Annotated in this window: 12 protein-coding genes; 7 read left to right on the plus strand and 5 right to left on the minus strand. The window is 71.7% G+C overall.

The genetic code is table 11. From position 1 onward, the window contains the following. Positions 1-40: 40 nt before the first annotated feature. The gene (locus tag ACLJQM_RS29055; RefSeq protein ID WP_360781337.1) at positions 41-2,662 is read left to right on the plus strand and encodes a valine--tRNA ligase; all 2,622 of its coding nucleotides are present in this window, start codon (positions 41-43) and stop codon (positions 2,660-2,662) included. Positions 2,663-2,744: 82 nt separating this feature from the next. Here the strand turns inward: ACLJQM_RS29055 and ACLJQM_RS29060 are convergent, their stop codons facing one another. Beyond that, entirely contained in the window at positions 2,745-3,638 is an 894-nt protein-coding gene (locus ACLJQM_RS29060) for a LysR family transcriptional regulator (RefSeq protein ID WP_360781335.1), read from the minus strand. Between the two features lie 74 nt (positions 3,639-3,712). Here ACLJQM_RS29060 and ACLJQM_RS29065 point away from each other — a divergent pair, with 74 nt between their 5' ends. Together ACLJQM_RS29065 and ACLJQM_RS29070 are read left to right on the plus strand one after the other, a co-directional pair. Beyond that, entirely contained in the window at positions 3,713-4,468 is a 756-nt protein-coding gene (locus ACLJQM_RS29065) for an alpha/beta fold hydrolase (protein ID WP_360781333.1), read from the plus strand. A 13-nt stretch (positions 4,469-4,481) separates the two neighbouring features. Further along, positions 4,482-5,321, plus strand: a complete 840-nt coding sequence (locus tag ACLJQM_RS29070) for an alpha/beta fold hydrolase (RefSeq protein WP_410633503.1) — start codon at positions 4,482-4,484, stop codon at positions 5,319-5,321. Here the strand turns inward: ACLJQM_RS29070 and ACLJQM_RS29075 are convergent. Both ACLJQM_RS29075 and ACLJQM_RS29080 read right to left on the minus strand, forming a co-directional pair. Beyond that, the gene (locus tag ACLJQM_RS29075) at positions 5,305-6,162 is read right to left on the minus strand and encodes an SGNH/GDSL hydrolase family protein (protein WP_360781329.1); all 858 of its coding nucleotides are present in this window, start codon (positions 6,160-6,162) and stop codon (positions 5,305-5,307) included. The genes ACLJQM_RS29070 and ACLJQM_RS29075 overlap by 17 nt on opposite strands. A 72-nt stretch (positions 6,163-6,234) precedes the next feature. After that, entirely contained in the window at positions 6,235-6,870 is a 636-nt protein-coding gene (locus ACLJQM_RS29080) for a class I SAM-dependent methyltransferase (protein WP_410633504.1), read from the minus strand. A 74-nt stretch (positions 6,871-6,944) separates the two neighbouring features. Between ACLJQM_RS29080 and folC the strand changes: the two genes are divergently transcribed. Beyond that, positions 6,945-8,600 carry a bifunctional tetrahydrofolate synthase/dihydrofolate synthase gene (gene folC, locus ACLJQM_RS29085; protein ID WP_410633505.1) on the plus strand — a complete coding sequence of 552 codons (1,656 nt, stop codon included), beginning with the start codon at positions 6,945-6,947 and terminating at the stop codon, positions 8,598-8,600. Between the two features lie 35 nt (positions 8,601-8,635). Beyond that, a complete protein-coding gene (locus ACLJQM_RS29090) occupies positions 8,636-8,995 on the plus strand; it encodes a DUF4233 domain-containing protein (RefSeq protein ID WP_410633592.1) in 360 nt (119 codons plus the stop codon). Between the two features lie 4 nt (positions 8,996-8,999). Here ACLJQM_RS29090 and ACLJQM_RS29095 read toward each other — a convergent pair whose 3' ends face one another. Further along, positions 9,000-9,893, minus strand: coding sequence for an SDR family oxidoreductase (locus tag ACLJQM_RS29095; RefSeq protein WP_410633506.1), 894 nt, complete (start codon positions 9,891-9,893; stop codon positions 9,000-9,002). 88 nt (positions 9,894-9,981) lie between these two features. Between ACLJQM_RS29095 and ACLJQM_RS29100 the strand changes: the two genes are divergently transcribed. Beyond that, positions 9,982-10,551 (plus strand): TetR family transcriptional regulator, encoded by a 570-nt coding sequence (locus ACLJQM_RS29100; RefSeq protein ID WP_360781320.1) that lies wholly within the window; start codon positions 9,982-9,984, stop codon positions 10,549-10,551. 21 nt (positions 10,552-10,572) lie between these two features. Here ACLJQM_RS29100 and ACLJQM_RS29105 read toward each other — a convergent pair whose 3' ends face one another. After that, complete coding sequence (locus ACLJQM_RS29105; protein ID WP_410633507.1) at positions 10,573-12,936, minus strand: penicillin acylase family protein; 2,364 nt, start codon at positions 12,934-12,936, stop codon at positions 10,573-10,575. Between the two features lie 123 nt (positions 12,937-13,059). Here ACLJQM_RS29105 and ACLJQM_RS29110 point away from each other — a divergent pair, with 123 nt between their 5' ends. Next, a complete protein-coding gene (locus ACLJQM_RS29110; RefSeq protein WP_410633508.1) occupies positions 13,060-14,607 on the plus strand; it encodes an alkaline phosphatase D family protein in 1,548 nt (515 codons plus the stop codon). Positions 14,608-14,651: the final 44 nt, after the last annotated feature.

Raw genomic sequence — 14,651 nt, forward strand, 5'->3', positions numbered from 1 at the left:
CTGGGTGACCCGCCGTGACGGGTTCGTAGACTTGTCCATTGTGACCGAGAACGCTCCGCAGCAGACCACCGACCTTCCGGGTGCCTGGGACCCGGCCGCCGAGGAAGCACCGATGTACGACCGCTGGGTAGCGGCCGGGTACTTCACGGCCGACGCCTCGTCGGAGAAGCCGCCGTTCTCGATCGTACTGCCGCCGCCGAACGTGACCGGTTCGCTGCACATGGGCCACGCGCTCAACCACACCCTGATGGACGCGATGAGCCGTCGCCGTCGCATGCAGGGCTACGAGGTGCTGTGGCTGCCGGGCATGGACCACGCGGGCATCGCGACGCAGAACGTCGTCGAGCGCCAGCTGGCCGGCGAGGGCCTTTCCCGCCACGACCTGGGCCGCGAGAAGTTCGTCGAGCGCGTCTGGGAGTGGAAGGCCGAGTACGGCGGCAAGATCCTGGGCCAGATGAAGCGCCTCGGCGACGGCGTCGACTGGTCGCGTGAGCGCTTCACCATGGACGAGAACCTGTCCAAGGCCGTCCAGACGGTGTTCAAGAACTTCTTCGACGAGGGCCTGATCTACCGCGCCGAGCGGATCATCAACTGGTGCCCGCGCTGCCAGACGGCGCTGTCGGACATCGAGGTCGACCACAACGACGACGACGGCGAACTCGTCTCGATCCGCTACGGCGACGGTGACGACGCCATCGTCGTGGCCACGACCCGCGCGGAGACGATGCTGGGCGACACCGCGGTCGCCGTCCACCCGGACGACGAGCGGTACGCGCACCTGGTCGGCACCGAGGTCGAGCTCCCGCTGACCGGCCGCCGCATCCCGATCGTGGCCGACAAGCACGTCGACCCGGAGTTCGGCACGGGCGCGGTCAAGGTGACCCCGGCGCACGACCCGAACGACTTCGAGATCGGCCGCCGCCACGACCTGCCGATGCTCACGGTGATGAACGAGCGCGCCGAGATCACGGTTGCCGGCCCGTTCCAGGGCCTCGACCGCTTCGAGGCGCGGCCCGCGGTGGTCGCGGCGCTGCGCGAGCTCGGCCGGATCGTCGCCGAGAAGCGCCCGTACGTGCACGCGGTCGGCCACTGCTCCCGCTGCGACACGGTCGTCGAGCCGCGGCTGTCGCTGCAGTGGTGGGTCAAGGTCGAGGAGCTGGCCAAGCTGGCCGGCGACGCGGTCCGCGACGGCCGCACCAAGATCCACCCGCCGGAGCTGGGCAAGCGGTACTTCGACTGGGTCGACAACATGCACGACTGGACGATTTCGCGCCAGCTGTGGTGGGGCCACCGCATCCCGGTGTACTACGGCCCGGACGGCGAAGTCGTGTGCGTCGGCCCGGACGAGCAGCCGCCGACGGGTGAGGGCTGGACGCAGGACCCGGACGTGCTGGACACGTGGTTCTCGTCGGGCTTGTGGCCGATGTCGACGCTGGGCTGGCCGTCTTCTTCCGAGGACTTGGCGAAGTTCTACCCGACCAGTGTGTTGTCGACGGGCTACGACATCCTGTTCTTCTGGGTCGTCCGGATGATGATGTTCGGCGTGCACCAGATGCAGGGTGCGCAGCCCTTCGACCACGTCTACCTGCACGGGCTGATCCGCGACGCGCAGGGCAAGAAGATGTCGAAGTCGCGCGGCAACGTGATCGACCCGCTGGAGTGGATGGACGCGTACGGCGCGGACGCCACGAGGTTCACCTTGGCCCGCGGCGCGAACCCGGGCGCGGACATGGCACTGGCCGACGAGTGGGCGGCGGGCTCCCGCAACTTCTGCACGAAGCTGTGGAACGCCACGAAGTTCGCGATGATGAACGGCGCTTCGGTCGCTTCGCCGTTGCCTGCGGCGTCTTCGCTGACCGAAGCCGACCGCTGGATCCTGGGCCGGCTCGGTGCTTTGGTGTCCGAAGTGGACGGCCTGTTCGAGGACTTCCAGTTCGCGAAGGTGGCGGGCGCGCTCTACCAGTTCACGTGGAACGAGCTGTGCGACTGGTACCTGGAGCTGGCGAAGGTCCAGCTGTACCAAGGGGATCCCTCGCGGGTGTCCGCGACGCGGTCGGTGCTGGGCCACGTGCTGGACACGGTGCTGCGGCTGCTGCACCCGTTCATCCCGTTCATCACGGAGAAGCTCTGGACGGCCCTGACCGGCGGCGAGTCCCTGGTGATCGCCGCCTGGCCTTCCGCGCCCGCGGGTTACACGGACTCCGTGGCCGACGCCCGGATCGCGGACGTCCAGAAGCTGGTGACGGAGATCCGCCGCTTCCGAGCGGACCAGGGCCTGAAGCCCGGCCAGAAGGTGGCGTCCCGCTTGGCGGGCTACACGGGCGGCCACGAGGAGGCGGTCCGATCGCTGGTCCGCCTGACGGCGCCGACGGAGGAGTTCGCGGCCAGCGCGTCCCTGGAGGTCGCTCTGTCCGACGGCGTGGTGACGGTGGAGCTGGACCTGTCGGGCACGGTCGACGTCGCGGCGGAGCGCAAGCGCTTGGAGAAGGACCTGGCGGCGGCCCGGAAGGAGCTGACGCAGACGGAAGCGAAGCTGGGCAACGAGGCTTTCATCGCGAAGGCCCCGGAGCAGGTGGTGGACAAGATCAAGGTCCGCAAGCAGACGGCGGCGGCGGACATCGACCGCATCACGGCCCGCCTGGCGGCTCTGCCAGCTTCCTGATTCCTGAGGTCCGAGGCGGCACTTTCCCTATGAAAGTGCCGCCTCGGACCTCACTTTCATAGGGAAAGTGCCGTCTCGGCCGTCACTCGGTCGTTCGCGCTGCCTCGATCAACGCCACCACCTCCGGTGTCACCCGGCGGTCCGACGGGGTCGCCAAGTACGTCGGCATCCGCGGCGAAGGGTCGCGCAACGGCCGGAACACCACCCCCGGCACCGGCAGCAAGTTGGCGTGCGCCCGGTAGAACACCGTCCACTGCGGACGCCCGAAACCCAACGCCCCCAGCGTGTCCTGGGCCGTCGTGAAATCGGCACCCAGCACCGGCTCGAACCCGGCCTCCCGGCAGCACGAAACGACCAGATCGTGCAGCGGCGGGTTCCGGGCACGGGAGCTCAACCGCACCGGAAGCGAAGCCAGCGAAGCGAAAGCGACTTCGGATTCAGCCGCCAGCGCGTGCGAAGCAGGCAGCGCCACCAAGACCTCATCCGTCCACAAGGGAGTGAAGTCGAGTCCGGAGGAAGGCCACGAGCCGCGGACGATGGTCGCGGACAGGGACCCGTCCCGGACGCGCTGAAGCCGCTGGGCGGTCGGGGCGTGGACCAGCTCCAGGGAAACCGCGGGAGCGAGCCGCGCGAAGGCGCCCAACAGCGCGTCCAGCCGATCCCCGAGGCCTTCGCTCGTGCCCAGGCGCAGCAGCGCGGAAGATTCCCGGAACTCCGTAACCGAGTCCGTCGCCCGGTCGGCCGCCGCCAGGACCGCTCGTGCGTGCGGCAGGAACCGCCGGCCCGCCTCCGTCAACGCCACCGCCCGTGTCGTTCGTGAGAACAACGACACCCCCAAACCGCGCTCCAGCCGCCGGATCTGCTGGCTCACCGCCGGCTGGACGATGTGCAGGCGCTCCGCCGCGCGGCCGAAGTGCAGTTCCTCCGCGACCGTCACGAAGTACCTCAGCTGGCGAAGCTCCACGTCAGACCCCATTCATCAGCCTTCGTGATGAGTGTAAGAGCGGACTGCCCATCGAAAAGCGCCGGCCGGACAACCAGGCTCGAGCCATGCCTCACACCACCGTCGACCACACCCGGCTCCACTACGAAGACGCCGGCAGCGGCCCGGCCCTGCTGTTCCTGCACGGCTGGGGGACCAGCGGCCGCGTCTGGCAGTCGTGCCTGCCCGATCTCGTGCGCGACCACCGCGTCGTCACCCTGGACTGGCGCGGGTGCGGCCGCTCGGACCACCCCGCCGAGGGCAACACCATCGACGGGATCGCCGCGGACCTCGCCGCCGTGATCGAGACGCTCGGGATCAAGCCCACTGTCGTCGGCTCCAGCATCGGCGGGGTCTTCGCCACCGAACTCGCGCTGGCCCGCCCCGAGCTCGTCGAGCAGGTCGTCGCCGTCGACAGCCCGGGCTACTGGCCCAGCACCGGCATGCTCGACAAGGTGCACGACCTGCGGAAACGTCTCGTCGACGACCGGGTCGGCACCCTCGAGGACTGGGTGCCCAACTGGGTCGCGCGCCCGGCGCCGGGGCTCGTCGCGTGGACGATCCGCCAGCTGCTCGACTCCGGCGTCTACATCGACGCGCTGTTCACCGAGGTCACCACCTACGACCCGCGGCCGCGCCTGAAGGACCTGAAGGTCCCGATCACCTACCTGCACGGCGAGCTGGACGCCGAGATCCCCCTGGAGGTCCCGCGCGCTTGCGCCGCCGAGACCGGTGCCCGGGTGCACGTCCTCGCCGGCTGCGGCCACCTCCCGCACCAGGAGAACCCGCGCGCGTTCACCGCCGCCCTCCGCGAAATCGCCTGAAGGAGCACGTCGAATGCCGAAAGTGACTCTCGGGACCACCGTCGTCCACTACGACCGGACGGGTGAGGGCCCCGCGCTGCTCCTGCTGCACGGCACCGCCGCCTCCCGCGAGCAGTGGGGACCCCTGACGGCGCGGGCGACCGCCTTCACCGTCCTCGCCCCCGACTTCCCCGGCTCGGGGCTGACCACCGACGACGGCGGAGCGATCACCGTCGAAGCTCTCGCCGCCCAGGCCGAAGCCGTGCTGGACCACGCGGGTGCCGAGCGGGCCCACGTCGTCGGGCACTCCCTCGGCGCGGTCGTGGCGGCCCACCTGGCCGGCACCCGCCCGGAGCGCGTCCGGACAGCGGTGCTGCACGCCGCCTGGCCCGCGACGGACACCCGGCAGGACGCCGAGTTCCGGCTCTGGCTGGACCTGCTCGAAACCGGGTCCTTCGCCCGCCTGCTGCCGCTGATGGCCTTCGGCCCGCGCTACTGGGACCAGGCCACCACCGAGAGCAACGAACAGCTCGTCAAGACGCTCGACACGGTGATCCAGCCCGGCGCGGACCGGCAGATCGAGACCGACCGCACCGTCGACCTCCGCCCGGTGCTCGGGAAGATCACCGCGCCGGTGCTGGTGCTCGGCAGCACGCACGACCGGCTGATCACGGCGGACCAGCAGCGCGAGCTGGTCGCCGCGATCCCGGACGCGCGCGCCGCCGAGATCGACGCGGGGCACGGTGCCCCGGCCGAGCTGCCGGACGAGTTCGCCCGGATCGTGCTGGAGTACGTGACATCCGGGGCTTCGCCCCGGGGCCGGGGGCTCCGCGACCCGGAGCCCCCGAAAGAGTTCGTCAGCGCAGCGTCTTGAGCACCACCGCGGCCACGCCCGCCATCCCGGCCTTGAGCGGGTGGTAGGCGGCGGCCTCGAAGATGTTCTGGTCCTTGCCGTTGATCCACGCCGAACCGCCGCGCGCGCAGGCGTCGTGGCCGCGCGACGGGCCGAAGGTGTCGACGAACTCCGCTCCCTCCGAGTCCGCGGCCTCGGCCAGGGTCCGGTTCAGCGCCTCCTCGACGCTGCTCAGCCACGCGTAGTCGCCGTCCGCGAACGGCAGCACGTCCGGGCAGTAGCCCTTCTCCGGCGCGATCCGCGGGTAGCCGACCACCAGGATCCGCGCGCGCGGCGACCGCTCGTGGATCGCGGCGAGCACCGCCGCCACCCGCGGCCCGGTGTTGTCGATCGCCGAGGTCACGGAGCCGTCGAAGTGCTTCTCGCAGGGGTTGCCGGTCGGGTCGCTCGCCCGCAGGCCGGGGCACGTTCCGATCAGGCTGCCGAACACGCCTTGGTCGTTGCCGCCGATGCCGAGCGTGACCAGGTCGGTGTCGATCCGCAGCGCGTCCAGCTGCGGCGGGTTGGTGCCGTTGAACGGCACGCCCTGCGGCCGGGTCATGTTCGTGGTGTCCGCGCCGGCGCAGCTGACGTCGGTGAACCGCCCGGCGTGCAGGGCCGCGGCCAGCACCGACGGGTAGTTCGCGGTCGACCGTCCGCAGCCGAGCGGGTCGAACCGCTGGACCGGGATGAACGGCCCGGACGTGTAGGAGTCGCCGAGGGCGACGTAGCTGCCGACGGTCGCCGCGGACGCGGCGGTGGCCGACGCCGTCAGCAGGACGGCTGCCGAGAGGACGGCGGTGAGCAGCCGGGGGATGCGCATGAAGACCTCGTTCTCGCTGGCGGAAACGCTCCTTCCACATCTAGCGAGCGCCGGGCGGCCGAGGTGGGGACTTCACCCGCCAGTCGGGTCACCGTCGCCGTGCTCACGGTAAGTGATCAGCGTGCGCCAGAAGAACAGCGACCGGACGGTGCTGCCCGGCAGCAGCCGGGCCGCTTCGCGACGGACCTCGGCCATCGTCGGGAAGTCGTCGGCGACGGGGGCCCTCGGGCCGTCCTCGGGGCCGCCGTTCAGCCGCTCGCCGGCGTAGACGACCAGCCGGGCGAGGGCGTTGACCGGCACCGCCGCGACCGCGCGTGCCCAGTCCAGCGGCGTGCTGGGCCGCGCCAGGCCGAGCACCACGAGCACCCCGCCGGGCACCAGCGCGCGGCGCAGCTTGGCCAGCGTCTCGAACGGCATGTGGTGCAGCGACGCCAGGCAGGAGATGAAGTCGTAGTGGGCCTCGGGCAGGGCGTCTGTCGTGACATCGGCCTGCCGGTAGACGATCTCGCCCGGCCCCGGCGAACCCAGCCCGGCCGCCGCTTCGACCATCGCCGCCGACACGTCGACCGCCTCCACCGCCATGCCGGTCGCGGCCAGCCGCCGCGCGAACCGCCCGGTGCCGCACCCGACGTCCAGCGCGATCCCCGGGCCCGGTGGCAGCTGGTCGAGCAGCAGCGGGTGGTAGTGGTCGTTGTGGTTGAACGGCATGCGTCGAGAGTGCCACCGATCGCGCACGTAGACTCGGAAGGCAAGTGCGAAAACCCCAGGCCGGAGGAGATTCAGTGCCGCAGGATGAGACAGGTCGCAAGCCGGACCTGTCGGATCTCGACAGCTTCGCGGGCGTCGACGAGCTGGGTGCCGAAGGGTACGAGGACTCCGACGACCACGACCCGGAGCTGGACGCGCGCGACACCGCGTTCGACGTCGGCGGCGGCTCGCGCGGCGGCATCGGCGGCGTCGGCCAGCTGGGCGACAACCTCGCCACCGGCCCGGTGCCCGACCTCACCGTGCCCGAGGACACCGAGCTGCACGAGCTCGACGACCAGGGCGAGCCCGAGGTCCACGGCAGCCCGGACGGCCCCGAGGCCCGCCGCGAGCTGATGGTCGTCGAGGCCGAGCTGAACCAGCGCTGGCCGGAGACGAAGATCGAGCCGTCGCTGACCCGGATCTCCGCGCTGACGCAGCTGCTGGGCGAGCCGAACCGCGGCTACCCGGTGCTGCACATCGCCGGCACGAACGGCAAGGGCTCCACGGCCCGGATGATCGACGCGCTGCTGACCCGGATGGGCCTGCGCGTCGGCCGCTACACGAGCCCGCACCTGCAGCTGGTCACCGAGCGGATCGCGCTCGACGGCCACCCGATCTCCGCCGCCCGCTACGCCGAGCTGTGGCACGACATCGCGCCCTACGTGTCCATGGTGGACGGCGCGAGCGCGGACGGCGTCGCGATGAGCAAGTTCGAGATCCTCACCGGGATGGCGTTCGCCGCGTTCGCCGACGCGCCGGTCGAGGCCGCCGTGCTCGAAGCGGGCATGGGCGGGGCCTGGGACGCCACGAACGTCGCCGACGCCGAAGTCGCCGTGATCACCCCGATCGGCCTCGACCACGTCGAGTACCTGGGGCCCGACGCGGTGAGCGCGGCGCGCGAAAAGGCGGGCATCATCAAGGCCGGCTCGGTCGCGGTCATCGCCGAGCAGGACCCCGAGGTGCAGAAGGTGCTGCTCGAACGCGCCGTCGAGGTCGACGCCGCGGTCGCGCGCGCCGGCAGCGAGTTCGGCGTGCTGGAGCGCGAGGTCGCCGTCGGCGGGCAGCTGCTGAAGCTGCAGGGCCTCGGCGGGGTCTACGACGACGTCTTCCTGCCACTGCACGGCGCTCACCAGGCCGCGAACGCCGCACTGGCGCTGGCCGCGGTCGAGGCGTTCTTCGGCGCGGGCAAGGACCGGCAGCTGGTCGTGGAGGCCGTGCGCGAGGCGTTCGCCGAGGTCGAGACGCCGGGACGGCTGGAGCGGGTCCGCGCGGCCCCCGCCGTGATGATCGACGCCGCCCACAACCCGCACGGCGCCCGCGCGCTCGCGACGACCGTGGCCGAGGAGTTCGCCTTCCGCCGCCTGGTCGCGGTGGTCGGCGTGATGGCCGAAAAGGACGCCCGCGGCATCCTCGACGCGCTCGAGCCGGTGGTGTCGGACGTCGTCGTCACGCGCAACTCGTCGCCGCGCTCGATGCCGCTGGAGGAGCTCAACGAGCTCGCGATCTCGGTGTTCGGCGAGGACCGGGTGGTCGCCGAGACCGACCTGGAAACGGCGATCGAGACGGCGATCGCGCTGGTGGAGACCAGCGACGACCCCGAGGAGCCGCTCGCGGGCGGCGGCGTGCTGGTCACCGGGTCGGTGGTCACCGCCGGCGAAACGCGCACCCTGTTCGGGAAGGAGCCGGCGTGAGCGAGCCGACCGAAGCCCCCAAGCCGAAGGACCCGATGAAGGGCTTCCGCGGCGTGATGTCGGGGACCCTGATCATGGAGGGCATCACGGTCGCCCTCGCGCTCCCGGTGGTCAACAAGCTCGGCGGCGGGATCAGCACCGGCGTCGGCTGGACGGTCATCGCGGTGGCCGTGCTGCTGGTCGTGACCTGCGGGTTCGTCAAGCGCCCGTGGGCGGTGCCGCTGATCCTCGCGCTGCAGGTGGTGCTGATCGCGCTGGTGTTCTGGCTGCCGGCGATCACCGTGCTCGGCGTCGTCTTCCTGGCGATCTGGCTGTGGCTGCTGTGGCTGCGCAAGGACGTCGCCCGCCGGATGGCGGCCGGCACCCTGGCGAGCCAGCAGCAGCCCCAGGCCTGATCGTCTACAGGTAGTCGCCGTTCGCGACGTCGTCGAGCAGCGACGCGTGGCGGGGTGACCAGCCGAGCAGCTCGCGCGTGAGTGCGCTGGAGACGGGCGCGTCGAGCCCGTAGGCCCGGGCGATGAACGGGCTGACGAAGTGGCCGGCGGCCTCGTCCGGGGTCAGCGAGACCACGGGCAGGCCGAGCCCGTGCCCGACCGTCTCCGCGATGCTCCGGAACGGCACGTTCTCGGCGGTCGCGTGCAGCACGCTGCCCGCCGGAGCGCCCTCCAGGGCCAGCCGGAAGACGACCGCCGCGTCGAGCCGGTGCACCGCGGGCCACCGGTTGGTGCCGTCGCCGACGTAGGCCGACTGCCCGCTCTTGCGCGCGGTGTCCACGAGCCAGGCGATGAACCCGTGGTCACCGGGGCCGTGGACGGTCGGCGCGAGCCGGACCACGCTCGCGCGCACGCCCTGCCCGGCGAAGTCCAGGCAGGCCCGCTCGCCCGCGATCCGGAAGGCGGCGAGCCCGGCCGCGTCGGGCTCGTCCCGCTCGGTGCTCTCCCGCCCGGCGGGCATGACCAGCGTGCCGGACGTGCTCACGAACGGCTTGCCCGAACTCACCAGGACCGCACCGAGCGCCTCGATCGCGGTGCGGTCGCGGCGGGTCATGTCGGCCAGGTCGCTGAAGTCGCCGCCGAAGGCCATGTGCAGCACGGCGTCCGCGGCTTCGGCGCCGGCGCGCAGGCTGTCGAGGTCCTCCAGCGAGCCCCGGTGCGGGGTGGCGCCCAGCGACTCGAGCCGCGCGGCGGCAGCGTCCGAGCGCGCGAGGCCGGTGACGGTGTGGCCGGCGGCGATCAGCTCGGTGACGACGGCGGGGCCGGTGAGGCCGGAACCGCCGGTGACGAAGACGTGCATGGGGACAACTCCCGGGTAGCGACAGTGACTGACGCTACGAACTGTACCGCGTAGTGTCAGTCGCTGTCGCTACCGGTAGGCTGACGTCGTGCCACGCAGCGGAGAAGAAGCGCGCCGCCGCCTTCAGCAGGCGGCGCTGGAGCTGTACCGCGAACGCGGGTTCGACCAGACCACCACGGCCGAGATCGCCGCCCGGGCCGGCGTCACCGAGCGCACGTTCTTCCGGCACTTCCCGGACAAGCGCGAAGTGCTCTTCGACGGCGAAGCCACGCTGCGGGCGGAGCTGGTCGAGTCGGTCGCCGAGGCGCCTGACGGGCTGCCGCCCCTCGAAGTCCTGATCCGCGCGTTCCGGAAGTCCGGGCGGATCCTCGAGGGCAACCGGCCGTTCGCCGAACCGCGGCTCGCGGTCATCGCGGCGACCCCGGCGCTGCGGGAGCGCGATCTGGCCAAGGCCGCGGCGATGGGCGACGCCCTGGCGGCGGCGCTGCGGGCGCGGGGAGTCGCCGACCGGCCGGCCGCGCTCGCCGCGCACATCGGCTGGATCACCTTCCACCACGCGGCCGCAGCGTGGATCGGGGAATCCGCGCGCGGTCTCGACGAGCACCTCGACGAGGCCTTCGCCGATCTGCGCGCGTTGGCGGCGGAGGCGGACGGCTGAGCGCCCGCCTCCGCCGGCAGCTCAGCGCAGCACGACGATCCGCAGCGCGGGGGAGCGCAGGATGTCGGCTTCGCAGAAGCGTCCCTTCACCCACTCGCCGCGGCTGTAGAGCTTCGTCTGGTCGCTGAAGTACGGCGACTTCGGGTTCGCCGACTGCGAGTACGTCAGCAGCGTCGACGAGTCCGGGCACGCGTGCCCGCTGAACCCGACCACCTGGATGTAGCTCGAGCCGTGCGCCACCTCGACGTTGCCGCGCGCCGGGTCCCACACCGGCGTCATCACGTTCAGCACGCCGAGGAAGCCCTGCCCGCCGTGGATCGGGATGCGCTCGCCGTTGCGGGTGACGGCTTGGCCGTCCCGCAGCTTCGCGTCCGGCGGGAGACCGGCCGTGCGCAGGTCCACCAGCGCGTCGCCGAACGCCTTCTGCACGGCGGCGTTCGCCGTGTTGAGCGTGTTCGGCGTGGTCAGCGGCGCCTTCGGGTCGAAGGGCACGACGAACCGGTCCACGCTGCCGAGCCGGGCGGCGAACCGCTGGAACATCAACGAGCCGCGGGTGTCCAGGGTGTACGTGTGGTCCCAGTTCGCCAGCGCGGTGCACGCCGGACCGACCGCCACCGGACCGGACGACGACGGCGCCTGCCCGGCCGGGAAGGACGCGCACAGCTTCGCCAGTTCCGCCGCCGTCAGGTCGGCGAACAGGCTGTGGTCGGCGAAGAGCATCTTCTTCGTCGACTCGGTCGTGAAGCCGCCCTTTTCGGCCGTGAGCAACGCTTCCCGCGTGCGCGGCGAGCGTTCGGTGCCGATGTCCCCGACGATGTGCGGGTACCCGGTGATCGGCGCTTTCGCGTTCGCGAGCCAGGCGCTGTCGTTGGCGTTCAGCTCGTAGTCACGGCTTTGCTGCTGCGGCAGCCGCGACGGCGCGAAGATGCCCGGTTCGAGCGCGCCGGGATCGGAACCCCACTGGCACGAGGACTTCGAACCGTCCAAAATGGCCAGTCCGACCTGCTCGAACGTCCCCTGCCCCAACGGGGTGCCGCACGCCTTCGCCTGCTCGTCGGTGACGTGCGGGACCACCTGGATGTCGGCGTAGAGCGCGTTGCCCGCCCGGTCGGTGGCGATGGTGTTGACCCACGGGACGCCCTGGGCGCGGCTCAGCGCGCGGACGACGTCGGCCGTGCTGCGGGACTGGTCGAGCTCGAACCACGTGTTGAGCCCGCGCAGGTTCGTCGCGTTGGCATCGCGCACCGCGTACGCCGACTTCGTCGTCCACGGCAGCGGGATGCCCTGGAAGTCGGCCATCACCGGGCCGTAGCGCGTCGACCAGAACGTCTGCCGGACCGGCTGCACCGAGCCGTCGGCCTGGCGCACCTGGACCGTGACGCCGGCCGACGTCATCTTCTCGGGCTTGCCGTCGACGAGGTAGGTCGTCGGGTCGCCCGCCTGCAGCGGCACCTCGAAGAGGCCGAACGTGACCGGCGTGGACACCGTGTGCGTCCAGGCCGCGTCCGCGGTGTGCCCGATCTGGACGAACGGCATGCCGAGCAGGCTCGCGCCGGCGACGTCGAACCGGCCCGGGATGGTCAGCTGGCTCTGCCAGAACCGCCGCCCGTCGTGCCACGGGTAGTGCGGGTTGCCGAGCAGCACGCTGCCCCGGCCGGACGCGGTCGAGTCCGCGCCGATCGCGAGGCCGTTGCTGCCCAGCCCGCTCCCGCCGAGCGCCTTGCGCACCTGGTCGGAGAGCTGCCCGGCGGTGCCCGGGGCCGGCGCCGGTGTGGTGCCGGACGGCGGTGCGGTGAACAGGCTTTCGGTGACCACGCCCTGCCCGCCGGTGATCGCGATGGCGTAGAAGTGCCGGTAGAAGTCCTGCTCGGTGATGGGCCGGACCCAGTCCGCGCCGCGGCACGCCGGGTCCGAGATCCCGGATTTGCCGGTGCGCGCCAGGAAGGCGTTGAAGCCCTTCACGTAGCCGGAAACGATCTGCCGGACCTCGGGCCGCGGCCCCTGCGGCGCGGGCTGCGCGGCCAGCCTGTCGACGATCCCCGAGTCGTTGATCCGCTGGAAGAACAGGTCGCTGTGCAGGTTGTTCGCCGCCTCGGACAACGACGGGTAGCCGTCGCCGCCCGGGCCCAGGTACTTCGACCGCTGCGCGCTCACCGTCAGGTAGATGTTCGCGAGCTCGCAGACGTTGTCGGTCGCCGCCGCGAAGCCGTACCCGTAGCCCAGGCCGGCGAAGTCCTTCGCGACGATGTGCGGGATGCCGTGTTCGGTGTAGCGGAGGACGGCCTTGCCGCCGCTTTCCTGGCCCGCTTCCGCGATGCCGGTCCCCAGTGTGGTGACGGTGAGTGCCGCTGTCAGAACCGCCAGGGTTTTCCTGAATGGTCTCATCTGACCCCCTTGTCGTGATCGCCACGCTACCGACGGCGAGCACCGCCGGGGATGGGGGAAACCCCCGATATCCGTTCACCCGCGCGCAAACCCGCGTTGGCCGGGGCGGGATAGAAACCGCGCATGACCGAACCGACCCACCACTCCCGCCGCACCCTGCTCAAGGCCGGTCTCACCGGCGCCGCCGCCACGCTCGTGCTGCCGTCGACGGCCTTCGCCGCGGTCCCGCTCGTCCGCCGCGACCGGCCCGTGCTGACCCACGGCGTCTCCTCCGGCGACGTCACCCCCGGCTCGGCGATCGTCTGGTCGCGCGCGGACCGCCCGTCGCGGCTCGCCGTCGAGATCGCGCGCGACCCGTCCTTCCGGCACGCCCGGCGGGTGCCCGGCCCCCTCGCCGGCCCGGCCACCGGGGGCACCGGGCAGGTCCGCGTCGCCGCCCTGCGGCCCGGCACGGAGTACCACTACCGCGTGACGGCGGAGTCCCTCGACGGGCGCGCCACGAGCGAGCCGCTGACCGGCCGGTTCGCCACGGCGCCGGTGGGCCGCCGCGACACCCGCATCGTCTGGTCCGGCGACGTCGTCGGCCAGAACTGGGGCATCAACCCGGACCTGGGCGGGATGACGATCTTCTCGGCGATGGCCGCCCGCCACCCGGACCTCTTCCTGCACAGCGGCGACACGGTGTACGCGGACGGCCCGCTGACCGAAACCGTGGCCCTGCCCGGCGGCCGGACGTGGCGCAACGTCGTCACGGCGGAGAAGTCGAAGGTCGCCGAGACGCTCGACGAGTTCCGCGGCCAGCACGCGTACAACCGGCTCGACGAGAACTTCCGCCGCTTCGCCGCGCAGGTGCCCGCCTACGTCCAGTGGGACGACCACGAAGTCTCCAACAACTGGTACCCGGGCGAAGTCCTCGACAATCCGGCCTACACCGAGAAGCGCACCGACGTCCTCGCGCCGCGGGCGTACCAGGCGTTTCACGAGTGGCACCCGATCGACGCCCGCCAGGCGGTCGACGGCCGCGTCTACCGCAGCTTCCGCTACGGCTCGCGCGTGGAGATCTTCGTGCTGGACATGCGGACCTACCGCAACGCCAACACCGCGGACCAGACCAAGCCCGGTTACATCCTCGGCGACCGGCAGGCCCGCTGGCTGGCCGACGCGCTCGGGCGCAGCACGGCGACGTGGAAGATCGTCCAGGCGGACATGCCGCTCGGCCTGGTCGTCCCCGACGGCAAGGACATCGAAGCGGTGGCGAACAACCTGCCGGGTGCGCCGGGCGGCCGCGAGACCGAGCTGGCCTGGGTGCTGCGGGAGATCCAGCGCCGCCGGGTCCGCAACGTCGTCTGGCTGACCGCCGACGTCCACTACACCGCGGCGCACCACTATTCGCCCGACCGCGCGGCCTTCCCGGACTTCGACCCCTTCTGGGAGTTCGTGTCCGGACCGCTGAACGCGGGCGCGTTCGGCCCGAACCAGCTCGACCCGACGTTCGGCCCGGAAGCGGTCTTCGTGCACGCCCCGCCGGTCGCGAACACCGCCCCGATCGACGGCTTCCAGCACTTCGGCGAGCTGAACGTCGACGGCGCGAGCGGCGACCTCACAGTGGACCTCCGCGACGCCACGGGGGCTTCGCTGTGGTCGAAGAAGCTGCACGCGCAGGGCCGCTGAGAGGGTCGGCTACGCTCACGCGCACCGATACGCAACCGCAACAA

The organism is Amycolatopsis sp. cmx-4-83 (genome assembly GCF_046548815.1).
Classification (GTDB): domain Bacteria; phylum Actinomycetota; class Actinomycetes; order Mycobacteriales; family Pseudonocardiaceae; genus Amycolatopsis; species Amycolatopsis pretoriensis_A.